The 23,775-nt window shown below is 64.3% G+C and carries 22 protein-coding genes; 12 read left to right on the forward strand and 10 right to left on the reverse strand.

Annotated elements, in window-relative coordinates; all coding sequences use genetic code 11:
* Nucleotides 1-8: 8 nt before the first annotated feature.
* Entirely contained in the window at nt 9-1,217 is a 1,209-nt protein-coding gene (locus QYR03_RS02070; RefSeq protein WP_301712408.1) for a CapA family protein, read from the reverse strand.
* Between the two features lie 177 nt (nt 1,218-1,394).
* Between QYR03_RS02070 and QYR03_RS02075 the strand changes: the two genes are divergently transcribed.
* A complete protein-coding gene (locus QYR03_RS02075; protein WP_301712409.1) occupies nt 1,395-2,321 on the forward strand; it encodes a heme o synthase in 927 nt (308 codons plus the stop codon).
* An 18-nt stretch (nt 2,322-2,339) separates the two neighbouring features.
* Here QYR03_RS02075 and QYR03_RS02080 read toward each other — a convergent pair whose 3' ends face one another.
* From QYR03_RS02080 to mptB, 5 genes are all read right to left on the reverse strand, one after another.
* Entirely contained in the window at nt 2,340-3,332 is a 993-nt protein-coding gene (locus tag QYR03_RS02080; protein ID WP_301712410.1) for a quinone oxidoreductase, read from the reverse strand.
* A 30-nt stretch (nt 3,333-3,362) separates the two neighbouring features.
* Nucleotides 3,363-4,340 (reverse strand): heme A synthase, encoded by a 978-nt coding sequence (locus QYR03_RS02085; RefSeq protein ID WP_301712411.1) that lies wholly within the window; start codon nt 4,338-4,340, stop codon nt 3,363-3,365.
* A gap of 66 nt (nt 4,341-4,406) precedes the next feature.
* A complete protein-coding gene (locus QYR03_RS02090; protein WP_301712412.1) occupies nt 4,407-5,111 on the reverse strand; it encodes an ABC transporter permease in 705 nt (234 codons plus the stop codon).
* 104 nt (nt 5,112-5,215) lie between these two features.
* Entirely contained in the window at nt 5,216-6,181 is a 966-nt protein-coding gene (locus QYR03_RS02095; RefSeq protein WP_259850786.1) for an ABC transporter ATP-binding protein, read from the reverse strand.
* A gap of 5 nt (nt 6,182-6,186) precedes the next feature.
* Entirely contained in the window at nt 6,187-7,821 is a 1,635-nt protein-coding gene (gene mptB, locus QYR03_RS02100) for a polyprenol phosphomannose-dependent alpha 1,6 mannosyltransferase MptB (RefSeq protein ID WP_259850788.1), read from the reverse strand.
* Nucleotides 7,822-8,050: 229 nt separating this feature from the next.
* Between mptB and QYR03_RS02105 the strand changes: the two genes are divergently transcribed.
* The 9 genes from QYR03_RS02105 (at nt 8,051) to QYR03_RS02145 (ending at nt 16,590) form a co-directional block, all read left to right on the forward strand.
* Nucleotides 8,051-8,779 (forward strand): metalloregulator ArsR/SmtB family transcription factor, encoded by a 729-nt coding sequence (locus QYR03_RS02105; RefSeq protein WP_259850790.1) that lies wholly within the window; start codon nt 8,051-8,053, stop codon nt 8,777-8,779.
* Nucleotides 8,776-10,221: a Fe-S cluster assembly protein SufB gene (gene sufB, locus QYR03_RS02110; RefSeq protein WP_259850791.1), complete on the forward strand. Its 1,446-nt coding sequence runs from the start codon at nt 8,776-8,778 to the stop codon at nt 10,219-10,221. Before QYR03_RS02105 ends, sufB begins: the two co-directional genes overlap by 4 nt.
* Nucleotide 10,222: 1 nt before the next feature.
* On the forward strand, nt 10,223-11,404 hold the full coding sequence (gene sufD / locus QYR03_RS02115) for a Fe-S cluster assembly protein SufD (RefSeq protein ID WP_259850793.1): 1,182 nt from the start codon (nt 10,223-10,225) through the stop codon (nt 11,402-11,404).
* Nucleotides 11,405-11,455: 51 nt separating this feature from the next.
* Nucleotides 11,456-12,211, forward strand: coding sequence for a Fe-S cluster assembly ATPase SufC (gene sufC, locus QYR03_RS02120; protein ID WP_259850795.1), 756 nt, complete (start codon nt 11,456-11,458; stop codon nt 12,209-12,211).
* Nucleotides 12,212-12,294: 83 nt separating this feature from the next.
* Nucleotides 12,295-13,557: a cysteine desulfurase gene (locus QYR03_RS02125; protein WP_301712413.1), complete on the forward strand. Its 1,263-nt coding sequence runs from the start codon at nt 12,295-12,297 to the stop codon at nt 13,555-13,557.
* Between the two features lie 68 nt (nt 13,558-13,625).
* Nucleotides 13,626-14,093, forward strand: a complete 468-nt coding sequence (sufU, locus tag QYR03_RS02130; protein WP_301712414.1) for a Fe-S cluster assembly sulfur transfer protein SufU — start codon at nt 13,626-13,628, stop codon at nt 14,091-14,093.
* A gap of 4 nt (nt 14,094-14,097) precedes the next feature.
* Nucleotides 14,098-14,511, forward strand: a complete 414-nt coding sequence (locus QYR03_RS02135) for a metal-sulfur cluster assembly factor (RefSeq protein WP_301712415.1) — start codon at nt 14,098-14,100, stop codon at nt 14,509-14,511.
* Nucleotides 14,512-14,548: 37 nt separating this feature from the next.
* On the forward strand, nt 14,549-16,177 hold the full coding sequence (locus QYR03_RS02140) for an ABC-F family ATP-binding cassette domain-containing protein (protein WP_259850802.1): 1,629 nt from the start codon (nt 14,549-14,551) through the stop codon (nt 16,175-16,177).
* 164 nt (nt 16,178-16,341) lie between these two features.
* Nucleotides 16,342-16,590: a hypothetical protein gene (locus QYR03_RS02145; RefSeq protein ID WP_259850804.1), complete on the forward strand. Its 249-nt coding sequence runs from the start codon at nt 16,342-16,344 to the stop codon at nt 16,588-16,590.
* Nucleotides 16,591-16,612: 22 nt separating this feature from the next.
* Here QYR03_RS02145 and QYR03_RS02150 read toward each other — a convergent pair whose 3' ends face one another.
* Together QYR03_RS02150 and QYR03_RS02155 are read right to left on the reverse strand one after the other, a co-directional pair.
* Nucleotides 16,613-17,932, reverse strand: a complete 1,320-nt coding sequence (locus QYR03_RS02150; protein WP_301978975.1) for a PFL family protein — start codon at nt 17,930-17,932, stop codon at nt 16,613-16,615.
* A 54-nt stretch (nt 17,933-17,986) separates the two neighbouring features.
* Complete coding sequence (locus QYR03_RS02155; RefSeq protein WP_259850808.1) at nt 17,987-18,256, reverse strand: ACT domain-containing protein; 270 nt, start codon at nt 18,254-18,256, stop codon at nt 17,987-17,989.
* A gap of 55 nt (nt 18,257-18,311) precedes the next feature.
* On the opposite strand from QYR03_RS02155, the gene QYR03_RS02160 reads away from it, so the two are divergent.
* Nucleotides 18,312-18,998 (forward strand): SDR family oxidoreductase, encoded by a 687-nt coding sequence (locus tag QYR03_RS02160; RefSeq protein WP_259850809.1) that lies wholly within the window; start codon nt 18,312-18,314, stop codon nt 18,996-18,998.
* Between the two features lie 3 nt (nt 18,999-19,001).
* Here QYR03_RS02160 and QYR03_RS02165 read toward each other — a convergent pair whose 3' ends face one another.
* Nucleotides 19,002-19,727, reverse strand: coding sequence for a glutamine amidotransferase (locus tag QYR03_RS02165; protein WP_301712417.1), 726 nt, complete (start codon nt 19,725-19,727; stop codon nt 19,002-19,004).
* A 101-nt stretch (nt 19,728-19,828) separates the two neighbouring features.
* Nucleotides 19,829-22,609 carry an aconitate hydratase AcnA gene (gene acnA, locus QYR03_RS02170; RefSeq protein ID WP_301712418.1) on the reverse strand — a complete coding sequence of 927 codons (2,781 nt, stop codon included), beginning with the start codon at nt 22,607-22,609 and terminating at the stop codon, nt 19,829-19,831.
* Between the two features lie 200 nt (nt 22,610-22,809).
* Here acnA and QYR03_RS02175 point away from each other — a divergent pair, with 200 nt between their 5' ends.
* On the forward strand, nt 22,810-23,292 hold the full coding sequence (locus QYR03_RS02175) for a DUF6676 family protein (protein WP_301712419.1): 483 nt from the start codon (nt 22,810-22,812) through the stop codon (nt 23,290-23,292).
* Nucleotides 23,293-23,775: the final 483 nt, after the last annotated feature.

The raw sequence follows: 23,775 nt of genomic DNA on the forward strand, positions 1-23,775 counted from the left end.
CGGTGGGTTCAGTCGAGGTAGTCGACGACCTCGACCTCGGTGTACGTGTTCATCAGTGCGGTGATGTCGGCTTTGGCAGCATCGGGGTCGACCCAGCCGAGGGAGGCGGCGTCGGCAAGCGGGACGACCTTGTACTCGCTGGTCTGAGGCTTGCCGACGGTGTAGGTGGGCATGAAACGGATCTTGTCCAGCGAAAGAGTGCCGTCGGTGTGGCGGGTGATGGTGTATTCGCCGATGCCGCCGTACTTAGTTTGCTCGTTGTACTGGCCGTGGAGGAAATTGCCGTGCGAGAACCAGACGCCCAGACCCGGCTCGTTGTCCGGGTGCCGCTGGAACGGCTCGAGAACGTGCGGGTGTCCCGCGAGAACGAAGTCGGCACCGGCGTTACGTGCGGTGTCAGCCGCGTCGATCTGCGATTGGACGGGCAGTGATTCGTATTCTTCGCCGGCGTGAAGGTTGACGACGAGAATGTCGACGTCGTCACGCAGCTTAGCGATATCGCGCTTCATCAGCTCCGGATCAATGAGATTCACGGCGTGTTCCTGTCCGGCCGGCACCGGGATCCCGTTCGTGCCGTAGGTGTAGCCGAGGAAGCCCACCCTTAGCCCGTTGCGCTCGATCACGCGCGGGGTCGCCCGGTCCTCAGGGGAAGCGAAGCTGCCCATGTACAACATTCCGCGCTCGCGCAGATTGCTTGTCGACGCCTCAACTCCCTCCGGCCCCCGATCCATCGAGTGGTTTGTGGCGTTGTTGACGATGTCCACCCCCGCACCTTTCAGCGCGTCCACGATTTCAGGCGGCGAGTTGAAAGCCGGGTAACCCGACAGCTCGAATTCGGGGCCGGCGACAGGGACCTCCATATTCGCCGTGGTGATGTCCGCGTTTTCCATGTACTTCTTCACCGGCTCGAGCATGGGGGCGAAGTCGTAGCCCTGCCCGCCGTTCTGCGCCGCTCGTGCCGCAGCGTCGAAGTAGACCTCGTTGTGGATGAGGATGTCGCCGACTGAGCGGAACGTCACCGATGGTTCTTCCAGCTCCGGTGCAGCTTTGTTTTCCGAAGGATTGGGCGTGTCGGTAACGCTCGAAGATTTTGCCGAGGTGGCCTCGGTCGCGGAGTTTGAATTGGGCGCGTCAGCTTCCTCGCCGATGGTGCAGCCCGCGAGCAGAGCACCGGAGCAGAGCGCAGCGGCAAGGGTCGTGGTGAAGCGGGGATTCATAAGTAGTTATCTAACAACATATTTGGGTGAAAAGCGCGGTAATTTCATGCCGGTGCGGGCGGGGACTAGGATGCCAAGGGCGTAGGAAAGCGGGGGACGTCGATAAGCGCGGGAACTTGTGCGCGCCTTGTTACGACTAGTCCCCAGCCCAAAAACCGCGTCGAATGAGGAGTTGTGTTGGAGACCATCAAAGCGTACTTCGCGCTGACTAAGCCGCGAGTCATCGAGCTTTTGCTGGTCGCCGCTATTCCCGCGATGCTGCAGGCCGACCGCGGCGAAGTGCACGTCTGGCTCATCCTGGCCACGCTGTTCGGCGGCTGGATGGGTGCCGCTGCCGCGAACACGTTCAACATGGTCGTCGACTACGACATCGACCAGAAAATGGGGCGCACCCGCGCCCGCCCGCTCGTGCGCCACAAAGTGACCAAGGAACGCGCCCGAATCTTCGCGTGGGTTCTGCTCGTGCTGTCCGTGCTGTGGCTCGGTCTCGTGTGCGGCTCCTGGCTGGCTTCGTTCTTCATTGTGCTGACGAACTGGTTCTACATCTTCGTCTACACGAAGTGGCTCAAGCGTCGCACGTGGCAGAACGTGATCTGGGGCGGCGCCGCCGGTTGCATGCCCGTGCTGGTCGGCTGGGCTGTCATCCGGGGCCACGTCACCGACGGTAGCCCCGACCAGTGGTGGCAGGCGGTCGTGCTGTTCATGATCATTTTCTTCTGGACTCCGCCGCACACTTGGGCCTTGGCCATGAAGTACCGCGACGACTACGAGCGCGCCGAAGTGCCGATGCTCCCTGTTGTGGCGACGCCGGAGGCCACCACCCGCCAGATCGTCATCTACTCCTGGCTGACCGTGATCACGTCGCTGCTGCTGGTTCCGGCTGCGTCCTGGGTGTATTTCGCCGCCGCGCTGCTGTCCGGCGGGGCGTTCTTGGTCATGGCCACACGCCTCCACTCCGGTGTGAAGGCGGGCGGCAACGTGAAGCCCCTGAAGCTGTTCATCCTGTCGAACAACTACCTGGCGGCGCTGTTCCTCGGCCTGTCCGTCGACGCGGTCTTCGGGCTGCAAACCCTCGGGGATCTTGTCGGCGGCGGACTCGGCTAACTGGTCCCCGGTGAGCCGTTAGTCGCGCTCGCCGTGCACGCGCAACACGATCGAACCGGTCGTCTTGCGGGACTGGAGATCGGCGTGGGCCTGGGCGGCATCGGCAAGCGCATAGGGCTCCTGGACGCGGATGTTGAGCGTCCCGTCGTCGATGGCGCGCACCACGGCTTGGGCGCGCATGCGGAACTCGTCGTCCGTTGCGGTGTAGGCACCGATGGACGGGCGGGTGAGGAAGATCGACCCGTGGGTGTTCAGCAGCTGCGGATCAATGGGGTCCACAGGGCCGGAAGCGGCGCCGAACAGGCACACGAGACCTCGGGGCCGGACGGCCTCCAGAGACTCGTTGAAGGTGTCTCTGCCGACGCCGTCGTAGACCACATCGACCCCCCGTCCACCGTTGCGGCGCCGCACCATCTCCGCGAGGTCGTCGCTGTAGCGGAACACCTCAGTGGCACCGGCGTCGTAAGCAAGCTGCTCCTTCTCGTCGGTGGAGACCACCGAATACACCGTGGCCCCCTGCGCGGCGGCGAGCTGCGTCAGCAGGAGACCGACGCCGCCGGCTCCCGCCGTGAGGAGGATCGTGTCGCCCTGCTGGGTGTCGCGCACACCGTAGAGCAGATAGTGGGCGGTAATGCCTTGCAGCAGCATCGTCGCGGCGACATTCGCCGGGATCGTGTCCGGCACGGCGACGAGCCTGTTGCGGTCGACGCAGACGTACTCTGCGTAGGAGCCGGGCGTGGAATCCCAGGCGACGACCGTGCCCGGGGCGATGTTCCCGGCGGGGTCCTCCACGACCTCGCCGCAGCCTTCCAGGCCGGGGATGAACGGGAGCTCCGAGTGGTATATCCCTTCGCGGTAGTAGGTGTCGATGTAATTGACACCCGCATAGGAGACCCTGACAAGAACCTGGTCTTGGCCAGCAACCTGGTTGCTGGAGGGGGTGGGAGTGGGGACGTCGGCAAGCGAGAGTGCCTCGGGTCCCCCGTGAGCGGTGATCTGGATAGCCTTCATACGTCCCCAGGCTACGCGGGGGAGCGCCACCTAGGACGCAGAAGTGTTGTATTGGTGCGGCGCGAGCAGCGGTAGACGGCGGTTACCGTGCGCGAACACGAATGCAGTGAACATGACGACGATACCTGACATGAGGATGTGCATCGGCACCGTCCAGCGCGGCACACCGAGGTAGAACTGGCCGACGCCGATGGCCCACTGCACCACGATCATGCCGACGAGCACCAGGGACGTCCGGTACGCATCCTGCGGCGCGTTTTCACGGCGCAGGATGTAGACGGACATGAGCGTGAACGCCAGGTAGAGGTACATGAACGCGGCGTGGACATACGCCAGGGTGCGCGTGGGAAGCTGCAAGCGGCCTTCCATGCCGGCGGCGGCGTCGCCCGCATGCGGGCCGGAACCGGTGACCATCGTGCCGGTGACCAGAACGAGGCAGAGGGCGACGGCGGCCGCGACGACGAGCCACTGCGCGGTCGGGGAGTAGCGGCGCTCCGGGGCGATATCGTCGGGTTCCGCGATGCGCATGTAGAGCACCGCCGCGACGAACACGAGCAGCATCGACGGCAGGAAGTGGATGGCGACGGACCACCAGCGCAAGTCCAGGAGCACGGAGATACCGCCGATCACGGCCTGCACCACCACACCGAGGCCGGAGATCAGCGACAACACGATGATCTCATTCCGGCGGTTCGCACGTAGCACCCCGATGAACAGGACGATCGTCGCGGCCGCCACGACGAAGGTCAGCGTGCGGTTGCCGAACTCAATGAGTTGGTGCACCCACGGGTTGGCGCCCGGGACCGGGAACAGGGACCCCTCGTGGCACAGCGGCCATGTGTCGCAGCCCAGGCCCGATCCTGTGACGCGCACCAGGGACCCCGTGAAAGTGATGCCTGCCTGTGCGACCAGCACGATCAGGGTGAAAATGCGCTGGGTCTTGAGCGTCGGTGTGTCCTTGAGACGCTGCCAGAAGGAGCGGGACTGTGCGGAAGTGGTGGTGCTCACGGTCAGTTCGTGCCTTTCACGTGAATAGTGGTGGAGCGGGTCGGGGATGGAAAAAATTCACTCATGCTATCCGTCGAATCTGAACCACCGGATAGTTCCCGCGACGGCGAAAACGGCCCACCCGATCAGGGCCAGCCAGGCCCACGGGTGGATGACGGCGTGGAGTGCACCGTCCATGGCGCTGGCGAGCGCAACCGACGGAACGAGGTCCCACACACCAGGCGTAGCGAGATTGTCGGAGTAGACGACCCAGCCGAGGACAGCCAGCATGAGCAGCCAGATGAAGTTGGCCACCGCCAGCACTACCTCAGAGGACTGCGTTCCGCCGAGCAGGAGACCCAGGGAGGTGAAGGCGGTGACGCCTGCCAAAAGCGTCAAGAATCCCAGTACCGCGCCACCGGGAGAAATACGCCAGCCGAGGGCCAGGGCAATGCCGCCGAGCACGAGGATCTGCACAAGCACGGTGGCCAGAACACCCAACACCTTGCCCGCGATGATCGTCCACGCGGGAACCCCCGACGCGCCAGTGCGTTTCAACGCTCCGTACCGGCGGTCGAAAGCCAGCGAGATCGCCTGTCCCGTGAACCCGGCCGAAGCAGCCGCGATGGAGAACACCATGGTGACTATCTGATCCAGGCTTGTCTGGTCGCCTAGCACCGGGACAAAGGCCGCGCCGACCAGGATGGCGGCGGGGATGAGCAGGTTCACCAGGATCTGCTCGCCGTGGCGCAGCAGGAGGACAGCCTCGATGCGCCCCTGCGATGCGATCATGCTGGCGGCTCCGGCCCGTTTCGGGGCTGGGGTGAAAGTGCCGGGGGCGAACCGTGAAGCAGGTGAAGTGTGTGAAGTACGTGAAGTGTCAGTGCTCATAGCGATCAAGCCCTTAGTTCCCGTCCGGTGAGGTCCAGGAAGACGTCCTCGAGAGTGCGGTGGCGCACGCCGAGTTCCTTGATCAGGACGTTCTGGCGCGCGGCTTCGGAAGCGACGGCAGCGATAATTTGCGGGTCGCCGGCGGAGTGGAGGCGGTAGGTGTGGGAGTTGTCGTCGATAAGCGTTGCTTCCGCGCTTATCGACGACAGATCCAGCGGCTCCCCGGTGCGAATGTGCAGCGCGGGGTTGTCGCCGGCGTCGATGAGCTCCTGCGGCGTGCCCGAGGCGACGACCGAGCCGCGGTCGATGATGACGACGTTGTCAGCGAGGTGCTCCGCCTCGTCCATCAGGTGGGTCGTCAGGATGACGGTGACGCCGTCGCGGCGGAGGGCGCGGACAAGCTCCCACACTGCGCGGCGCGACTGGGCATCCATGCCCGCGGTCGGCTCGTCGAGGAAAACGAGCTCAGGCCGGCCGATCAGCGCCAACGCGAGTGACAGGCGCTGCTGCTGGCCGCCGGATAAACGGCGGTAGGTGGTGTTGGCGACCTTGTTCAGGCCGAGCGTGTCCATGAGCCAGGCTGGGTCGAGCGGGTCCGCGTTGTAGGAGGCCGTGAGATCGAGCAACTCCTTGACACGGATGCCCGAATAAGAGCCGCCTCCCTGGAGCATGATGCCGATGCGCTCCCGCACCTTCCCGCCTTCGCGCTGCGGGTCCATGCCCAGCACGGAGATGGAGCCGCTGGTGGGGGAAGTGAACCCCTCGCACATCTCGATCGTGGTGGTCTTTCCCGCGCCGTTGGGGCCGAGCAGCGCCAGGACCTCACCGCGGCGGGCGGCGAAGCTCAAGTGGTCGACGGCTGTGTCGGTGCCGAATGTCTTGACGACGTCGCGGACTTCGAGCGCCACCTCGGAATCCGCCGTGCGCGCGGTGGCGGGCGCGTCGTGGCCGGAGGATTGTGCAGGTTTCATCGGGCTTAGTGTAGAACTTTTTGTCCACGGACCCTTAACCACGCCCACGCGCCGGCGGCGATCACAGCGACGGCGAGGAGAGCGTTGAGGTAGATCGTGGCCACCGCGCCCGGCGGAAGTGCGAGTCCGCGGGGGAGCACCACGAAGCTGAACAGGGCGCAGTATGCGGCGGTACCTGCGCGGAAGAAGGTCCGGTTTGCCCACCCGGCGAGCGGCATGATACCCCACAGCGGATACCAGGGGTGCACGACGGGGAACAGAAGCACGAGCACGAGGGTGGCCACGCCCAGCCCCCCAACGGGGTGGACCGTTCCCTTGTACGTCGCCCACAGCATGCGGACGACGAAACTCACGGCGACGAGGAGGCCGGCGGTGCGGGTGATCACGAGCATCGCCTCGGAGTGGTCGCCCAGCCCCAGCAGTTGGCCGACGAACGCGGCGATAACACCGATGTCCGTGGTCATGGACAGCCAACTGCGGATGGATGCGGCACCGCCCTGTCCGCTGACCCAGCCGAGCCCGATGTCTGTCACCGCGGTGGCGCCGGCGATGGTGACGACCATGACGACGAGCTGCAGCAGAGCGGCACGCAAGATTCCGGAGCACCCGCCCCAGCGCCGCGCGAGCGCCATGCCCACGAAACCGAGCGCGAGGAAGCCGGTCACCTTCACCATCCCGGCGCAGCTGATGAGCACGCCGGACGCGAAAAGCTGGATCCAACCGGAGGCGTCATCCAGGCGTTCGACACCGCGCAGGCCGAGCTCGAGGCCGACGAGAAGGATGCCCATCATGATCGCCTCGTTATGGATCCCCCCGATGAGGTGCAGGACGACAAGCGGGTTGAGCACGCCAAGCCACACGGCAGCCGAGCGGTTGACCCCGCAGCGCCGCGCCAGCGCCACGATCGCCCATGCCGCGGCGGCGACACCGAACAGGGAAAGTACGCGGTGGCAGACTACGCCCCAGAAGATCGATGTGCCGGTCACTTGCGACACGAGTGAGGAGATTCCCAGCGCCACGGGCCCGTACGGCGACGGCGATTCCGCCCAGATGAACGGCACGCTGCGCGCCAGCGGATCTTCGTGCCCGAGCAGCTCCACCGGCCCCGCGGAATACGGGTCCATCCCCCGCGCCACGATCGCGCCTTGGGCCAGATACGAGTAAATATCCTGCGTGAACAGCGGAGCAGTGAAAATGAGGGGCACAATCCAGGCGCCGAACGTGCGCAGCAGCACGGGCACTTCGACGCGCGCCGCACCGCCGTTCGCGCCGACGAACGCGCCCATCAGCAGCCAGGCGAAAACAAGGAAGGCAACGCCGACGAGTACAACGCTTGACGACGCCAGCATCATCCTCCCCATCAACGCCCCCAACGGCAGCGAACTGAAGGAGGTAGCCGACGCATCCACCACCGGCAGCGCGCCGCCGCCCACACCGCCGAGACCGATCAGGAGCGTGCCCACCAGCCCGATGACACGGAGAATTTCGAAGCGGTTGCGCTCCCATATCGACGGGGACGCCGGCGCCGCCGGGGGAACCCCGAGGGGATCGAAGTGCAGCTCGGCGGAACGGGTGCCGGGACGGCCGAGGCGGGGCAGCTCGCGCAGCACGGCGCGGAGCTGCCCACCAGGTTTAGTCATCCGGGTCGTCCGAGGCTCCGATTTCACAGACGTAGTGTACAAAACGGTGTGCCACACCCACCCTTGAAGAATGGCCGAATTTAGCGCACACTAGTGTTGTCTAATGGTTGAGAGGCCCGTCACAGGGTCCGCCCGTCGCTGCCGCCGCGGTACACCGGTCAGGGGCAGAGGGCACATTGCACACGGAACATGGCACTGGCAACAGGCCAAGAGAAAGGTGAAGCACGAAATGACAGGTGCACAACGGTCGACCGACGGTCAGACCCGCCAGCGCATCATGTCGTGCATGCTCCGCTCCGGCTCGACTACTGCAGCCAGCCTCGCGGACCAAGTTGGTCTCTCACCTGCCGGCGTACGCCGGCACATAGACAAGCTGCTCGAGTCCGAGCTCGTGGAGGCCTGCGACGCCCCCGCACAGTCCCCGTCGGGAAAGCCCTCCAGGGGGCGCCCGGCGCAGCACTACAGACTCACCGCCTCGGGGCGCGACCACTTCGGTAACGGTTACGACGAGCTCGCTCTCGCCGCCTTCGCCGAAGTGGAGGAAATCGGCGGCCGCGAAGCCGTCAAACGCCTGGCGCGCAAGAGGGCGGAGAGGCTGCTGGGGGCGGCGGGGGACGTCGATAAGCGAAATGCGCGTGAAAACGGTGGTTCCGACGCTGTCGAGGAAGCCGCAACCCACGTCGCGGACGCTTTCGCAGCCCATGGCTACGCCGCCGAAACGAACCACGTAGGCTCGGGTCTGCAACTGTGCCAGCATCACTGCCCGGTTCACGCGGTCGCCGCCGAGTACCCGGAAATCTGTGAGGCAGAGCACGAGTTAATTGCGGAACTGGTGGGCTCCACCGTCGCGCCGCTGGCCCTCATCGCCAATGGGGACGGCGTGTGCACGGCGCACATCAGTCTCGCAACGAGCACCCAAGCTGGAGGAAACACAATGCGAAAGGAGCGGAGACGATGACTAGCACGACTCCCGCACCCGGCCTGGAAAAGCCGATGAACGACGATGAGATTATTGAGTCCATGGGCCCGTACAACTACGGGTGGCACGACTCCGACGAGGCTGGTTCCGTCGCCCGCCGCGGTCTCGACGAAGATGTTGTGCGCGAGATCTCTGCGGCCAAGAATGAGCCGGAGTGGATGCTCGAGCAGCGCCTGAAGGCGCTGGACATCTACAACAAGAAGCCTCTGCCGAACTGGGGTCCGGACCTGTCCGGCATCGACTTCGACCAGATCAAGTACTTCGTCCGCTCCACCGAGCAGCAGGCGACAAGCTGGGAAGATCTGCCGGAAGACATCAAGAACACCTACGACAAGCTGGGCATCCCGGAAGCCGAGAAGCAGCGCCTCGTCGCTGGTGTCGCCGCCCAGTACGAGTCCGAGGTCGTCTACCACAAGATCCGCGAGGATCTCGAAGAACAGGGTGTCATCTTCGTCGACACCGACACCGGCCTGCGCGAGTACCCGGAGCTGTTCGAGGAGTACTTCGGTTCTGTCGTCCCGGCTGGCGACAACAAGTTCTCCGCGCTGAACGCGGCTGTGTGGTCCGGCGGCTCCTTCATCTACGTGCCCAAGGGCGTCCATGTGGAGATCCCGCTGCAGGCCTACTTCCGCATCAACACCGAGAACATGGGCCAGTTCGAGCGCACCCTCATCGTTGTCGACGAGGACGCTTACGTCCACTACGTCGAGGGCTGCACCGCGCCGATCTACCAGTCCGACTCGCTGCACGCAGCAGTCGTGGAGATCATTGTGAAGAAGAACGCGCGCTGCCGCTACACCACGATCCAGAACTGGTCCAACAACGTGTACAACCTGGTCACCCAGCGTGCCCGCGCCGAGGAAGGCGCCACCATGGAGTGGGTCGACGGCAACATCGGTTCCAAGGTGAACATGAAGTACCCGGCTGTCTGGATGACGGGCCCGAACGCCCGCGGCGAGGTCCTGTCCGCACAGTTCTGCGGCGAAGGCCAGACCCAGGACACCGGTGCGAAGGTCGTCCACATGGCGCCGAACACCTCCTCCAACATCGTGTCCAAGTCCGTGTCCCGCAACGGCGGCCGCGCCGCCTACCGCGGCTTGGTGCAGATCAACGCCAACGCGAAGAACTCCACCTCGAACATCGAGTGCGATGCTCTGCTCGTGGACAACATCTCGCGCACGGACACCTACCCGTATAACGACATCCGCAACGACCACGTGACCCTGGGCCACGAGGCGAAGGTGTCGAAGGTGAGCGAGGAGCAGCTGTTCTACCTCATGTCGCGCGGCATTTCCGAGGAAGACGCGATGGCGATGATCGTCCGCGGCTTCATCGAGCCAATCGCGAAGGAGCTCCCGATGGAATACGCGCTGGAGCTCAACCGACTCATTGAACTGCAGATGGAAGGATCGGTGGGCTAAATTGACCGACACCGCTGTGAAGAAGGAGCGCGTGGGCAACGCGACCTTCCACGACAACAAGGGCGACCTGTTCGCCTCCTACGACGTCAACGACTTCGAGGTGCCTCAGGGCCGCGACGAAGTCTGGCGCTTTGTCTCCCTGCGCCGTCTGCGCGGGCTGCACAACGGCAAGTTCGCCGAGCAGACCGACGCCCAGATCGAGGTCAACGCTCCGAGCGAGGTCACCGTCGAAGAGGCGCAGCGTGACGACGAACGCCTCAAGGCCGTCGCCGCCCCGACCGACCGCATCGCCGCCCAGGCGTGGACGTCCATGCCGAACGCGACTGTCGTGACGGTTCCCGCGAAGGCTGAGCTGAGCGAGCCGATCGTCATTACCACAACCGGTGCGGGCGACGACGCCACCAGCTTCGCCGGCATCCACGTCGAGGTCGGGGAGTCTGCCACCGCGACCATCATCGTGCAGTACACCGGCTCCGGCACCCACGCCGACAACGTCAACTTTGTCATCGGCGACAACGCCCACGTCAACGTCATCGTCGACGAGGAGTGGAACAACGATGCCGTCCACGTCGGTGCTCAGAGCATCGTCGTCGGCCGCGATGCCGTGCTGCGCCACACCGTGGCCACCTTTGGCGGCGAAGTCGTCCGCAACACCCCGCGCGTGAAGTACGCAGGCTCCGGCGGCGACGTCGAGCTGATCGGTGTGTACTACGCCGACGACGGCCAGTACATCGAGAACCGCCTCCTCGTGGACCACAACCACCCGTACTGCCGCTCCAACGTGCTGTACAAGGGTGCGCTCCAGGGCGACAAGGACTCCAAGCTCCCCGACGCACGCACCTGCTGGGTCGGCGACGTGCTCATCCGCTCCAACGCATCCGGCACGGAGACCTACGAGGCGAACCGCAATATCGTGCTCACCGACGGTGCCCGCGCCGACGCGATCCCGAACCTGGAGATCGAGACCGGCGACATCCCCGGTGCCGGCCACGCCGCCACCGTCGGCCGCTTCGACGAAGAGCAGCTGTTCTACCTCAAGTCCCGCGGCATCCCCGACGGGGAAGCCCGCCGTCTCATCGTCCGCGGCTTCTTCAACGAGGTGCTTAACCGCATCCCGGTCGAGTCCGTGCGCGAAGAGCTGATCAACCGCGTGTCCGGAGAGCTCGAGCAGGTCAACCTCTAAGGCCCTTGGCTTAAGGCAACACCCTTTTAAAACGAAAGAGAAAAGAGTTCTATGTCTACCCTGGAAATCAAGAACCTCCACGCCTCGGTCCTCCCGCTCGAGGAAGGCCAGGATCCCACCCCGATCCTCAAGGGCGTCAATCTGACCATCAACTCCGGCGAGACCCACGCCATCATGGGCCCGAACGGCTCCGGCAAGTCCACGCTGGCGTACACCCTCTCCGGCCACCCGTCCTACGAGGTGACCGAGGGCGAGGTGCTACTCGACGGCGAGAACATCCTCGAGATGGAAGTCGACGAGCGCGCACGCGCCGGTCTCTTCTTGGCCATGCAGTACCCGGTCGAGGTCCCGGGTGTCTCCTCCTCGAACTTCATGCGCTCCGCTGTCACCGCCGTCCGCGGCGAGGCACCGAAGCTGCGCGAGTGGGTGCAGGAGCTCAACCAGGCCCGTGACGACCTGAAGATCGACCCGTCGTTCAGCGAGCGTGCTGTCAACGAAGGCTTCTCCGGCGGCGAGAAGAAGCGCCACGAGGTCATGCAGCTGTCCCTGATGAAGCCGAAGTTCGCCGTCATGGACGAGACCGACTCCGGCCTGGACGTCGACGCACTGCGCATCGTCTCCGAGGGCATTAACCGCTACCAGGAGGAGACCAACGGCGGCATCCTCATGATCACCCACTACCAGCGCATCCTGAACTACGTGAAGCCGGACCACGTGCACATCTTCGCTGACGGCGTGATCAAGCACACCGGTGGTTTCGAGCTCGCTGAGAAGCTCGAGGCCGAGGGCTACGACGCTTTCGTCTAAACTCCACCCGACGGCCGGCCGCACCTTGAGCCGGCCGTTTTTCTTTCCCACCAAACACCTAAATTCCACACAGAACCGAGCACATGAACCAGTACGTGAACACCGACGGAACTTTGAACACCGACGCGATCCGCGCGGAGTTTCCGATCCTGCAGCGCACCGTGCGCGGGGACACGCCTTTGGTGTACCTCGACTCGGGCGCGACATCGCAACGACCCGAGCGCGTGTGGCGTGCCGAGGAGGAGTTCGTGCTGAACACCTTCGCTCCCGTCCACCGCGGTGCCTACCAGCTCGCGGAGGAAGCCACGGACGCCTACGAGTCGGCGCGCGAGAATATCGCCCAGTTCGTCGGGGCGGAGGGCCACGAGATCGCCTTCACGAAGAACGCGACGGAGGCGCTCAACCTCGTTGCGTACACGCTTGGCGACGACCGCGCAGCCGAGTACCGCGTTAGCGAAGGCGACACCATCGTGATCACCGAGTTGGAGCACCACGCCAACCTCGTTCCGTGGCAGGAGCTCGCCCGCCGCACCGGTGTGACCCTGAAGTGGTACGGCATGACCGATGACGGGCGCATCGACCTCGACTCGCTTGAACTCGACGACACGGTCAAGGTTGTCGCGTTCACCCACCAGTCCAACGTGACGGGAGCGATCCCCGATGTGGCGGAGATCGTCCGCCGCGCCAAGGCCGTCGGGGCGCTGACGGTGCTGGACGCCTGCCAGTCGGTGCCGCACCAGCCGGTCGACCTCCACGCCCTCGACGTCGATTTCGCTGCGTTCTCCGGCCACAAGATGTGCGGCCCGTCCGGTGTCGGTGTCGTTTACGGCAAGGGCTCGCTGCTGGACGCACTCCCGCCTTTCCTCACCGGCGGCTCCATGATCGAAGTCGTGCGCATGGAGGGATCCACGTACGCCCCGGCGCCGCAGCGCTTCGAAGCCGGAACCCAGATGACCAGCCAGGTCGTCGGTCTCGGCGCCGCGGTCGACTTCCTCAACGAAATCGGGATGGACAATATCCAGGCTCACGAGCACGAGCTCACCGCCTACGCCCTCGAGCGCATGCAGGAGATCGAAGGACTGCGTATTGCCGGGCCGACCGAAGCCGAGTCCCGCGGCGGCGCTATATCTTTCGTCGTCGACGGCATCCATCCCCACGACCTCGGACAGGTCCTGGACTCCAAGGGCGTGTGCATCCGCGTCGGCCACCACTGCGCGTGGCCCGCGCACCGCGGCCTTGACGCGCAGTCCACCGCCCGCGCAAGCTTCTACCTGTACAACACGAAGCAGGAGATCGACGCACTTGTCAGCGGTATCCGTTCCGCACAGGAATTCTTCGGTGCCTAGCACCGTTGCAGCCTGGGGAAGCACCGGAATATTTCAAAGGTAGAAAGCCAAGGTAGGAAGATAAGAGCATGAACCTGGAGTCGATGTACCAAGAGGTCATCCTCGACCACTACAAGAACCCGCAAAATGCCGGCCTGCGCGATCCTTACGAGGCAGAGGTCCACCACGTCAACCCGTCCTGCGGCGACGAGCTGACGCTCCGGGTGCACTTGTCCGAGGACGGCAAGACGGTCGAGGACATCTCGTATGACGCGGAGGGATGCTCGATCTCGCAGGCGTCGACAAGCGTGCTCACCGAGGAAGTGATCGGCCTGCCGGTCGCTGAGGCGATGAAGAAGCTCGACGCCTTCGAAGAGATGATCACCTGCAAGGGCGAGAAGGAAGGCGACGCGGAGATGATCGGCGACGGCATCGCTTTCGCCGGCGTGGCTAAATTCCCGGCTCGCGTGAAGTGCGCGCTGCTCGGCTGGAAAGCGTTCCAGGCCGCCACCAGCGATGCCATCACCGAGCTTGAAAACAACCAGACCAAGGAGTGACATCATGACCACACCGAACGAATCCGACGCGACACGCGAGTCGGCCTCCAGCTTCGACGGCCCGGGCGAGCGCCCCGAGCAGACGGAAGAGCAGATCCAGCTCGCCGCCGACGTCGCCGAGTACCTCCACGACGTGATCGACCCCGAGCTGGGCATCAACGTCGTCGACTTGGGCCTCGTCTATGACATCTGGATCGAGGAGGAAGCCGACAAGAAGCGCGCCGTGATCAACATGACGCTGACTTCCCCGGCGTGCCCGCTCACCGACGTGATCGAGGAGCAGGCCGAGCAGGCCGCCGTCGGTTCCGGTACCGTCGACGCGATCACCCTCAACTGGGTCTGGATGCCACCGTGGGGCCCGCACATGATTACCGAGGAGGGCCGCGAGCAGCTCCGCGCACTCGGCTTTGCGGTCTAGTGATTCTGGTTTGACCACAGCGGTACACTGACCCGTTGTGATTGTCACGAACGACCTCGAAGTCCGCGTCGGCGCACGCACTCTGCTCAACGCACCCGGCCAGCACCTGCGCGTGCAGCCGGGCGACCGCATCGGACTTGTCGGCCGCAACGGTGCTGGCAAGACCACGACAATGCGCATCCTGGCGGGGGAGACCGAGCCGTATGGCGGGTCGGTGACCCGCTCCGGCGAGATCGGCTACCTGCCGCAGGACTCACGAGAGGGCAATATCGAGCAGACCGCCCGCGACCGTGTTCTGTCCGCCCGCGGGCTCGACCAGATCCGTTCCTCTATGGAACGGCAGCAGGAGATCATGGAGGTCGAGGACGGGGCGAAGCGCGACGCCGCGATCTCCAAGTACTCACGTCTCGAGGAGCGTTTCCACTCGCTCGGCGGATACGAAGCCGACGCTGAGGCGGCACAGATTTGCGACAACCTCGGCTTGCCGGACCGTATTCTGGACCAGCAGCTCAAAACGCTGTCGGGCGGCCAGCGCCGACGCGTGGAACTCGCCCAGATCCTTTTCGCCGCCAACGACGGCGCGGGCAAGTCCACGACTACCTTGCTTCTCGACGAGCCCACAAACCACCTCGACGCCGACTCGATCACTTGGCTGCGCGAGTTCCTCTCCAAGCACGAGGGCGGTCTCATCATGATCTCCCACGACGTCGAGCTTCTCGATGCCGTCTGCAACAAGGTCTGGTTCCTCGATGCCGTCCGCGGCGAAGCAGATGTTTACAACATGGGCTTCGCCAAGTACAAGGACGCCCGCGCCGAGGACGAGGCGCGCCGCCGCCGTGAACGCGCCAACGCAGAGAAGAAGGCGTCCGCCCTGCAGAAGCAAGCTGCCAAGCTCGGTGCGAAAGCCACAAAGGCAGCGGCCGCGAAGCAGATGCTCGCCCGCGCCGACCGCATGATGAACGAGCTCGACGAGGTCCGAGTGGCGGACAAGGTGGCGTCGATCAGCTTTCCTGAGCCCGCGCCGTGCGGAAAGACTCCGCTATTCGGCAAGGGCCTGACCAAAATGTACGGGTCGCTGGAGGTCTTCGCGGGGGTGGACTTGGCGATCGACAAGGGGTCCCGCGTGGTCGTTCTGGGCACCAACGGTGCCGGAAAGACGACGCTGCTCAAGCTCCTCGCGGGCGTTGAGCGCACCGACGGCGAGGGCGGCCTTGTCACCGGCCACGGCCTGAAGATCGGTTATTTCGCCCAGGAGCACGACACCATCGACGGCGACAAGACTGTTTGGGAGAACACCATCGAAGCGTGCCCCGACGCTGGCCAGCAGGACCTGCGCGGCCTGCTCGGCGCATTCATGTTCTCCGGCGACAAGCTCGAGCAGCCTGCCGGCACGCTCTCCGGCGGTGAGAAGACGCGACTCGCCCTGGCCACGCTCGTCTCCTCCCGCGCCAATGTGCTGCTTCTCGACGAGCCCACCAACAACCTCGACCCCCAATCCCGCGAGCAGGTCCTTGACGCGCTGAAGACCTACACCGGCGCCGTTGTTCTGGTCACCCACGATCCAGGCGCGGTGCGCGCCCTCGAACCGGAACGCGTGATCATCATGCCGGAAGGCGACGAGGACATCTGGAGCGACGAATACATGGAGATCGTCGAACTCGCCTAAGAGTTTGCTTGTCGACGCGTGGATCTCGATCACACCGCCTCCATCCCCGCCTGGGGAAATGCGCAGGAGAACCGCTGAAAATGCAATCTAAATCCACGGCGGTCAAAAGCTGCGTACTCGGGGTGGAACGGCAGCCCACGAAAGAGCCGAATATGATTGGACGCATGAATCCGATTGACTCTGTCTTGGAAGCCTGGAAGTCCCTGAGCAAGGAAGAGAAGACTGCCGCCGGAATTCTCGGCGCGGTCGACACCGCCGCGAAGGGCATCGCCCTGTGGGATCTCGCCCGTACCGATGCGGAGCGTCTGCGCGGCCCGAAGTGGTTCTGGACCACTTTCATCGGTGTGGCCAACACGATCGGCTGGGCGAGCTACTTCACCGTGGGCAAGAAGCGCGACGGCAAGAAGAACTAGTCAGGTCCTGCCCCGCGCCGCGCTAATTGCGGAACCCGTGCACCGGCGCGGGAATGAACCCGCCGCGCTCGATGAATGGCGCGTTGGACACTTCGCTAACCGGAATGACCGGGGCGTATCCGAGAAGACCACCGAAGTTCACCTCATCGCCGGGCTTTGTGCCCGGCACAGGAATGAGGCGGGCGGCGGTGGTCTTATGGTTCATCACACCGATAGCGGCTTCGTCGGCGATCATGCCCGCGATGGACGCAGCAGAGGTGTCGCCGGGGATGGCGATCATGTCGAAGCCCACGGAGCAGATCGATGTCATCGCTTCGAGCTTGTCCAGTGAAATGGCACCGGAACGGACCGCATCGATCATGCCCTGGTCTTCGGAGACGGGGATGAAAGAACCGGAGAGACCGCCGACGCGGGAGCAGGCCATCATGCCGCCTTTCTTGACGGCGTCGTTAAGCAATGCGAGCGCGGCTGTCGTGCCGTGCGTGCCCACTTGGTTGAGGCCCATGTGCTCGAGGATGTGGGCGACGGAATCGCCGACCTCCGCGGTGGGGGCGAGGGAGAGATCCACAATGCCGAAGGGCACGCCGAGCCGTTCCGCAGCGAGGTTGCCGACGAGCTGACCGGCGCGGGTGATCTTGAACGCGGCCTTCTTGATTTCTTCGGCGACCTCGTTGAGGCTCTTCCCGGCAAGGGGCGTGATGGCGCGGTCCACCACGCCAGGGCCCGAGACGCCAACGGACACGACGGCGTCCGGTTCCTCGATACCGTGGAATGCGCCCGCCATGAACGGGTTGTCGCCGACGGCGTTGGCGAAGACAACGAGCTTGGCGCATGCGATGGAGGAGTCGTCGGCTGTGCGGGCAGCGGCATCCTTGATCACTTCGCCCATAGTCTTCACGGCATCCATATTGATGCCTGCGCGCGACGATGCGACGTTGACGGAACCGCAGACGAAGCTGGTCTCAGACAATGCCTCGGGGATGGACCGGATGAGGCGCGAATCGGCCTCGGTCGCGCCCTTTTCCACGAGGGCGGAGTAGCCGCCGATGAAGTTCACACCCAGCTCGGTCGCCGCGCGGTCGAGGGCGCGGGCGATGTCGGCGGGGTTGCCGTCCACACCCGCTGCGACGAGCGCAATGGGGGAGACGGACACGCGCTTATTCACGATCGGGATGCCGAGTTCGCGCTCAATGCCCTCGCAGACTTCGACGAGACGGGCGGCGCGGGCGGTGACACGGTCGTAGACGGTCTCCGCAGTCGCTTCCATCGTGGCGCGCGTGCACCCGATGAGCGAGATGCCCATGGTGACGGTGCGGATGTCGAGGCGGTAGTCCTCGATCATCGAGATGACGTCGACGATGCTGGCTGCCTTGAAGTTGAGCTCGTTGGCCACCGGCTACACCTCGTTCATGGCGGTGAACAGGGCTTCCGACTGGACGCGGATGTCCACACCCAGCCCCTTGCCGAGTTCAATCATGTCGTCCTGCATACCGGCGAGGTCGAAGCCCTCGGAGGGGAGTTCTGCGCGGAGGACCATGGTGAAGAAGTCGTCCATGATCGTCTGGGAGACATCGACGATGTTGAGACCGTGGTCGGCGACCGCCTTGGACACGCCGGCGATGATGCCGACACGGTCGGGTCCCGTGGTGGTGATGATCGCGTACATGGTACCTATCCTACGGCCCAGACACGCCGCGCCAGACATGACTAGCGTGGGGAGCATGGCTACTAAGGAAAATCTGGAAAATCTGCAAAAAACGTCCAAGTTCGTCCTCGTCCTCGGGGCGGGCGGCAACGTTTCCAAGCACACGGTGCCGCTGCTCATCGAGTCGGGGCACAAGGTCGCGGCGCTCGTGCGCAATCCGGACCACGCGCAGCCGCTTATCGACGCCGGAGCAACCCCGATCATCCAGGACCTCACCACCCTCGATGAGGAGGGCTGGGCCCGCCTGATCACTCCGTTCGATGCGGTGGTGTGGTCCGCTGGCGCAGGAGGCGGCAGCGCAGAGCGCACCTACGCGGTGGACCGCGATGCGGCGCTGAAAGCGGTCGACGCACTAGAGGAACTGGGGGAGTTCGCCCCGCACTTCGTCATGGTGTCTTATGCGGGTGCGTCGGAGGCCACGGCAGAGGACGACGGGGGATCGTGGTACGCGTACGTGGAGGCGAAGAAGGACGTCGATAAGCGTCTTCTGGCCTCGGAACTGCCGTACACGATTCTGGGGCCGACGCGTCTGACCGATGAGCCGTCGAGGGGCCTGCACGTGCTGACGGAGCTGCGCAACGCGGAGTCGACGACATCGCGCGAGCTTGTCGCCCAAGTGATTGTCGAAGCTGTCGACCGGGGCGGGCTCGAGCCGAACCCCTTCGAATTCGAGGACGGCGACACCCCAGCGTCCGAGATCTAGGACCTAGTTCACGCCGCAGTACGCCACGAAGCGCCGCATCAGCTCGTGCGCGTACTCGGTGTCCACGCCGGGCAGTGAGGCGACAATGGTGTCGTACTCAGCGGCGGGGAAATAGCCGTAGTCGTAGAAGAAATCCATCCGGGCCTTCATGGCCGCATGGTCCATTTCGGCGTGGAATTGCGTGGCCCAGACGTGGTCGCGGTAACGGACAATCTGCACCGGACAGGTCGGGCCGGCGGCGAGAAGTTCCAGGGCCGCCGGATGGGGCTCGGCGTTTTCAGTGTGCCCGGTCAGTGCCGTGAATTCCTCCGGCAATCCGGCCACGATCGGGTCGTTCTCGGCGGCGGGGAGCAGCTCCACAGCTGTCGGACCTGCGGCCTCCGGGTGGGTGTGCGCCACAGTTCCGCCGGTGTGGTGGGTCAGCCAACTCAATCCGAAACAGACGAAGAAGACAGGCAGCGGGCCTTCGGCGACTTCGCTGAGGATCGCGTCCACGTGGCGCTGCCAGGGGGACCACTCGGCGTTGGTGATGTTGAGGGAGCTGCCGCCGACGATGATCCCGGAAAAACCGTCGAGGCTGCCTAGGGGGGTGTGCTCGTCGGGAATCATTAGGCGCTCGACCTGTTCGGGAGAAAGTCCGGTGGCGTTCAGGACGTCGTTGTATTCGGCCTTTGACACGTCGGGGCCGATCGCGCCGTCGCGGAGTGACAGGAAGAGCAGACGAGACATAACGGCGATTCTATACCGCTTGGTCTAGTTTGCGTGAATTCGGGGCGTCGAAAAGCGAAAAGCCGGGCCCCGGCTGGGACCCGGCCTTATGTGGCTAAGAGTTAGCTCTTGACCATCTGGCGCAGCACGTACTGCAGAATGCCGCCGTGGCGGTAGTACTCGGCCTCACCAGGTGTGTCAACGCGGACCTTGGCGTCGAACTCGACAGTCTCGCCGCCGTCCTTCGTCGCGGTGACGTGGACGGTCTCCGGGATGGTGTCGCCCTCGTTGAAGGCGGTGACGCCGGAGATGTCGAACGTCTCGGTACCGTCCAGACCCAGGGACTCGTGCGACTCACCCTCGGGGAACTGCAGCGGCAGAACGCCCATACCGATCAGGTTCGAGCGGTGGATACGCTCGAAGGACTCGGTGATGACTGCGCGCACGCCGAGCAGGTTGGTGCCCTTCGCAGCCCAGTCGCGGGAAGAACCGGTGCCGTACTCCTTACCGGCCAGGACGACCAGCGGGATGTTCTTCTCGGCGTAGTTCTGGGCGGCATCGTAGATGAACGCCTGCGGGTTGCCCTCCTGGGTGAAGTCCAGGGTGTAACCGCCGGCATCCTCGACGAGCTGGTTGCGGAGACGGATGTTGGCGAAGGTACCGCGGACCATGACCTCGTGGTTACCGCGGCGGGAACCGAAGGAGTTGTAGTCATGGCGGGCGACGCCGTTGTCGTCCAGGTAGTTCGCCGCCGGAGTGCCCGGCTTGATGGAGGAAGCAGGGGAGATGTGGTCGGTGGTGACCGAGTCGCCCAGCTTCGCCAGAACGCGGGCACCGCTGATGTCCTCGACAGCCTCCGGCTGGTCCGGCATACCGTCGAAGTACGGAGCCTTGCGGATGTAGGTGGAGTCCTCGTTCCAGGAGAAGGTCTTGCCCTCCGGAACGTCGAGTGCCTGCCACTGCTGGTCGCCCTTGAAGACGTCCGCGTAGTCCTTCTCGTACATCTCGCGGGAGATCGTCTCGGCGATGACGCCCTCGATCTCCTCCGGGGACGGCCAGACATCCTTCAGGAAGACATCGTTGCCCTCTGCGTCCTGGCCGAGTGGCTGAGACTCGAAATCGAAGTCCATGGTGCCGGCGATCGCGTATGCGATGACGAGCAGCGGGGACGCGAGGTAGTTCATCTTCACGTCCGGGGAGATGCGGCCCTCGAAGTTACGGTTGCCGGACAGCACAGCGGTGGCGGTCAGGTCGTACTCGTTGATCGCGTCGGACACCTCGTTCGGCAGCGGGCCGGAGTTACCGATGCAGGACGCGCAGCCGAAGCCGGAGAGGTAGAAGCCGACAGCCTCGAGGTCCTTCCAGAGGTCGGCACGGTTGTAGTAGCCGTCGACGACCTGCGAACCCGGAGCCATGATGGTCTTGACCCACGGCTTGGCCTTCAGGCCCTTCTCCGCAGCCTTGCGCGCCAGCAGCGCCGCACCGACCATGACGGACGGGTTGGAGGTGTTGGTGCAGGAGGTGATGGCAGCAATGGCGACCATGCCGTGGTCGAGGGTGTACTCGCCGCCCTGCGGGGATTCGACGATGACCGGCTTGGAGGCGCGGCCTTCAGCGCCCTCGGCGGCGGACTCGCCGTTCGCCGGCCAGGACTCGTTGTAGGAGACGACCTCGACCTTCTCGGCGCGGACCGGCTCTGCCTGGCCTTCGCCAGCGGTGTTGTAGTCCGGCAGCTGCTTGCGGAAGGTGTCCTTGGACTCCTCGAGCAGAATGCGGTCCTGCGGGCGCTTCGGGCCTGCGATGGACGGCTTGACGGTGGACAGGTCGAGCTCGAGGTACTCGGAGTACTCGGCTTCCTCCGCACCCTGCTCGAGCCACATGCCCTGAGCCTTGGCGTAAGCCTCGACGCGGTCGATGGTCTCCTGGTCGCGGCCGGTGAGGTGCAGGTAGTTGATGGTCTCCTCGTCGATCGGGAAGATCGCGCAGGTGGAGCCGAACTCCGGCGACATGTTGCCGATGGTCGCGCGGTTGGCCAGAGGGATCTCCTTGACGCCGTCGCCGTAGAACTCGACGAACTTCTGGACCACACCGTGCTCGCGGAGCATCTCGGTGACGGTCAGGACGACGTCGGTAGCGGTGACGCCGACCGGGATCTCGCCGGTCAGCTTGAAGCCGACCACGCGCGGGATGAGCATGGACACCGGCTGGCCGAGCATTGCTGCCTCAGCCTCGATGCCGCCGACACCCCAGCCCAGAATGCCCAGGCCGTTCTCCATGGTGGTGTGGGAGTCGGTGCCGATGCAGGTGTCCGGGTATGCGACGCCGTCGTTGTCGAAGACGACGCGGGACAGGTACTCAATGTTGACCTGGTGGACGATGCCGGTTCCCGGCGGGACAACGCGGAAGTTGGAGAAGTTCTCCGCACCCCAACGCAGGAACTGGTAGCGCTCCTCGTTGCGCTCGTACTCGATCTCGACGTTCTTGTCCAGAGCGCTCTCGGAGCCGAACGCCTCGATGATGACGGAGTGGTCGATGACCATCTCGGCCGGGTTCAGCGGGTTGACCTGGTCCGGGTTGCCGCCGAGGGAGGAAACGGCCTCACGCATGGTGGCAAGGTCGACGACACAGGGCACACCGGTGAAGTCCTGCATGAGGACGCGGGCCGGGGTGAACTGGATTTCCACGGACGGCTCTGCCGACGGGTCCCAGTTGGCGATAGCCTTGATGTGCTCTTCGGTGACGTTCTTGCCGTCCTCGGTGCGCAGGAGGTTTTCGCCCAGCACCTTGAGGGAGTAAGGGAGTTTCTCCATGCCTTCGACCGCGTCAAGGGCGTAGTAGTCGTAAGACTTGCCGCCTACCTCGAGCGTCTTCTTGGCGTTGAAGGAGTTCTTGCTTTCAGACACGTGAGCTCCGTTTCTCGTTGTAACAACTGAAAATCTAGGTGTGTGACCCGTACGGGCCCCTAACGGTCAATGTTAAGCCACACACGTTATTTAGGGGGCATTTGGTCCCGCACATTTCCCCGGTTCAGACTTTCAGATACCCCGCGGGGGAGCGGCGCGCCCACCGTGCGCCGGGGGAGAGCGCCGTTACGCTGATCATCATGGATCCCAGCGCCCCCGACTTCGAGAGCTTGGCCTCGCAGCTTAACGACGACGCTGTCGCCTTCGGCACCGACAACCCCGTCAATGCCGTCTTGCAGGAGAACTTGCTGGGGGCACTTTCCGACCTGGAGGGGCGCACGAATGGCTCTGCAGGAATGGTAGTCCTCGAGACCACCGGCCAACCTGCTGGCCAGCTGCGCGACCTGGCCCAGGATCTAAAGGACGCAACGGGCCTCGACACCGTCATCGTCCGGACGCCTGCCTCGACCGCTGCCGTCAGTGGCAGTCTCACCCGGGCGCAGGTGGAGCAGGGGCAGTATGCGTTGATCTCCGAGCCTGATTACGCGGCCGGTGTCCGCGCCTTCGGGGAGGAAGCCGCGGGCTTCACCGTTCCGTGGCTTGCCGTGATCTGCGCTGTCGTCATCGTTGCGGCCGTCGCTGTGGCGGTCACCCTTCGTACTGTCCGCACCGGTCGGCGGTGAATCCTCGGCGGGCCAGAGGATTGACGTCAAGTAATAAGCCTTGATGGGCCAGGCGCCAAAGTGAACGTCGATACGTGCTTTCCGGCGTGTCGTCCTAGCAGCCTCTACTTTGTCTGCTAGCGCAACAGATGAATGTGACGGAAGTCACATTTTCGGCCGTGGTTCACAAAACCGCAGCCAGGGCAATTCTCACAGTCATGTTATTTAGCTTGACGGGTGTGAAAATTGGTAAAGCTTGTGCAACAGACTGGTTACGTGACCTATGGTTTCCATGTCGGCTCGTGAGTCGGTAACTGCAACATAGGCCGCAGTCGCAACACGCGATTATTTCGGGCATGTGGGGAAGCACGCCAAGGAATGCGGATTGCGCCGGGCGGACGGTCGCAGTGCGCCGGCTCGCGGGTTCACAACCGTGATCGTTCAATCGTCCGCACGCCAGACTTGACTGTTTGGCTCATTCACGGCTCGCGCCCGCAAAGGGAA

The organism is Corynebacterium sp. P4-C1 (genome assembly GCF_030503595.1).
In the GTDB taxonomy this organism is placed as follows: Bacteria; Actinomycetota; Actinomycetes; order Mycobacteriales; family Mycobacteriaceae; genus Corynebacterium.